General features: G+C 61.2%; 3 protein-coding genes and 2 pseudogenes. All 5 read left to right on the plus strand.

Going from position 1 to position 2,776, the window contains the following annotated elements; all coding sequences use genetic code 11:
* A pseudogene (tuf, locus tag VIM98_RS04810) lies at positions 1-315 on the plus strand (elongation factor Tu); the annotation flags it as partial.
* A 271-nt stretch (positions 316-586) separates the two neighbouring features.
* Positions 587-982 (plus strand): preprotein translocase subunit SecE, encoded by a 396-nt coding sequence (secE, locus tag VIM98_RS04815; protein ID WP_331991962.1) that lies wholly within the window; start codon positions 587-589, stop codon positions 980-982.
* 10 nt (positions 983-992) lie between these two features.
* Positions 993-1,553 carry a transcription termination/antitermination protein NusG gene (gene nusG, locus VIM98_RS04820; RefSeq protein WP_331991963.1) on the plus strand — a complete coding sequence of 187 codons (561 nt, stop codon included), beginning with the start codon at positions 993-995 and terminating at the stop codon, positions 1,551-1,553.
* Positions 1,554-1,906: 353 nt separating this feature from the next.
* A complete protein-coding gene (rplK, locus tag VIM98_RS04825; protein WP_192165969.1) occupies positions 1,907-2,335 on the plus strand; it encodes a 50S ribosomal protein L11 in 429 nt (142 codons plus the stop codon).
* Between the two features lie 3 nt (positions 2,336-2,338).
* Positions 2,339-2,776 (plus strand): annotated as a pseudogene (gene rplA / locus VIM98_RS04830) (50S ribosomal protein L1); the annotation flags it as partial.

The following is a 2,776-nucleotide window of genomic DNA, read 5'->3' on the forward strand; positions in this document are numbered from 1 at the left end:
CAGGTGCTGGCGAAGCCGGGCACGATCACGCCGCACACGGACTTCGAGGCTGAGGTGTATGTGCTGTCGAAGGACGAAGGCGGTCGTCATACGCCGTTCTTCAAGGGCTACCGTCCGCAGTTCTACTTCCGCACGACGGACGTGACGGGCGCGATCACGCTGCCGGAAGGCGTGGAGATGGTAATGCCGGGCGACAACATCAAGATGGTGGTGCAGTTGATCCACCCGATCGCGATGGACGAAGGCCTGCGTTTTGCGATTCGCGAAGGTGGCCGCACGGTCGGCGCCGGCGTCGTCGCCAAGGTCATCAAGTAATATCCTGGCGGGACTCGGGGTTCGGGCCTCGGGACTGAACGAGTCGGTGAGCTTCTACGCTCTTGGCTCCTTCAGTCCCTGGTTCCGGGTCTCGGGTCCCGCAAGTTTCCATACGCCAGTAGCTCAATTGGCAGAGTAGCGGTCTTCAAAACCGCAGGTTGGGGGTTCGAGTCCCTCCTGGCGTGCCACTATCGAGGACAAAAGACGAGTAAGGGTTGGTAATGGGCTGATTTATATGCCCTTTGGCTTGTCCTGATTCGATCTTTGACGCATGAATACCAAGGCAGAACAGACCAAAGGCGTGAACGCCGCCGATATCGGCAAGCTGGTGCTGGCGGTGCTGGTGCTGGCCGGCGGTATTTTTGCGTATTCCTGGTTCGGCAATGACAGTGGCGTACCGCAGGCGGTGCGCTTTCTCGGCGTACTGGTGGCCTTGTTGATCGCTTTGGCGATCGGTGCCTTTACCGGTCCCGGGCGCCGCGTGCGCGGCTTTCTGGCTGAGTCGCAGTTCGAAATGCGCAAGGTCGTCTGGCCGACGCGTGACGAGACGCTCAAGACCACCGGTATTATCATTGTGGTGGTTATCGTCCTTTCGCTGCTGCTGGGCCTGATCGACCTGATTCTCAAGACGGTCGTTCTGGACTGGCTGCTCAAGCTGGGCAAATGAGGAAAAGAGCATGAGCAAACGCTGGTATGTGGTCCATGCCTATTCCGGATTCGAAAATGCCGTAAAGCGCTCGCTTGACGAGCGCATTCGTCGTGCCGGCATGGAAGAGAAGTTCGGCGAAGTGCTGGTGCCGACTGAAGAAGTGATCGAGATGCGCAGCGGCCAGAAGCGGCGCAGTGAGCGCAAGTTCTTTCCGGGCTACGTGCTGGTGCAGATCGAAACCGATACCGAGGGCAAGGCCCCGCGCATCGACGACGAATGCTGGCATCTGGTCAAGGAGACCCCGAAGGTCATGGGTTTCATCGGCGGTACTGCCGATCGCCCGCAGCCGATCCGCGATAGCGAAGCTGACGCCATTCTCAGCCGCGTGCGCGAAGGCGTGGAAAAGCCCAAGCCCAAGGTGCTGTTCGAGCCGGGCGAAATGGTTCGCGTCATCGATGGTCCGTTCAACGATTTCAACGGCGTGGTCGAGGAAGTCAACTACGAGAAGAGCCGCCTGCGCGTGGCGGTGTTGATCTTCGGTCGATCGACCCCAGTTGAGCTGGAGTTCGGCCAGGTTGAGAAGGCGTAGGGCGTTAGGTCGCCGCGTTTTGCGCAGCCATATGGCCGCGCCTGTGGCCGCTGTAAGGAGTTAGGAGTGAAAAGCGGGCTCGGCTGGTAAGTGGCCATCCTCCATGCCTGCGGGTGGCGTAGCTGTCGACCTTATAGCTCGCGCAACGAGCGGCTTCACCTGCCTACCTCCGATGGGCACGACGCTTGCTTAATTCTTGATCACTCCGTAAACTATTCGGTTCACGCCGCTGTCTTTCGACTCGGCGTGTCCGTATTTCAGGCGTCCGCGGGACTGCGAGCGCCCCTCAAACCCAAGGAACTGGCTCGTACTGCGAGGAGCCGCAAGGCGCTTGAACTCGCGAGGAAAATCCAATGGCAAAGAAAGTCGTCGGTTACATCAAGCTGCAGGTCAAGGCCGGTCAGGCCAACCCGTCGCCGCCCGTGGGCCCGGCCCTCGGTCAGCGCGGCCTGAATATTATGGAATTCTGCAAGGCGTTCAACGCCGCCACGCAGAAGATGGAGCCGGGTCTGCCGATCCCGGTGATCATCACCGCGTATTCCGACCGTAGCTTCACCTTTATCACCAAGACCCCGCCCGCCACCGTGCTCATCAAGAAGGCGACCGGCGTGGCCAAGGGTTCGTCCAAGCCGAATACCGACAAGGTCGGCAAGATCACCCGCAAGCAGCTGGAAGACGTTGCTAAGCAGAAGGAGCCGGATCTGACGGCTGCCGATCTGGACGCTGCGGTGCGCACCATTGCCGGTAGCGCGCGCAGCATGGGCTTGGTGGTGGAGGGCTAAGACATGGCAAAGCTCACAAAGCGTATGAAGGCCGCTCAGGCGGCAGTGCAGCCGGGCAAGCTCTATGGCCTGGATGAAGCCCTGAACATCGTCAAGAACAACGCCAAGGCGAAGTTCGCAGAGTCCGTGGACGTCGCCGTCCGCCTCGGCATCGATGCGAAGAAGTCCGACCAGGGCGTGCGCGGCTCCTCGCTGCTGCCGCATGGCACCGGTAAGACCGTCAAGGTGGCCGTGTTCGTGCCGGCCGGTGAGAAGGCCGAGGCCGCCAAGGCCGCTGGCGCCGACGCTGTCGGTATGGACGATCTGGCCGAGCGCATGCAGGCGGGCGATCTCGACTTCGGTCGCGTGATCGCTACCCCGGACGCGATGCGCGTTGTCGGTAAGCTCGGCCAGTTGCTCGGCCCGCGTGGCTTGATGCCGAACCCGAAGGACGGCTCGGTC

The sequence above is a fragment of the Dyella sp. genome, assembly GCF_036568765.1.
In the GTDB taxonomy this organism is placed as follows: domain Bacteria; phylum Pseudomonadota; class Gammaproteobacteria; order Xanthomonadales; family Rhodanobacteraceae; genus GSA-30.

What these genes read in the sequence shown, in the direction of transcription:
- nusG (WP_331991963.1), top strand. Translation starts at nt 993, where the DNA reads ATGAGCAAACGCTGGTATGTGGTCCATGCCTATTCCGGATTCGAAAAT.
- secE (WP_331991962.1), top strand. Translation starts at nt 587, where the DNA reads ATGAATACCAAGGCAGAACAGACCAAAGGCGTGAACGCCGCCGATATC.
- rplK (WP_192165969.1), top strand. Translation starts at nt 1,907, where the DNA reads ATGGCAAAGAAAGTCGTCGGTTACATCAAGCTGCAGGTCAAGGCCGGT.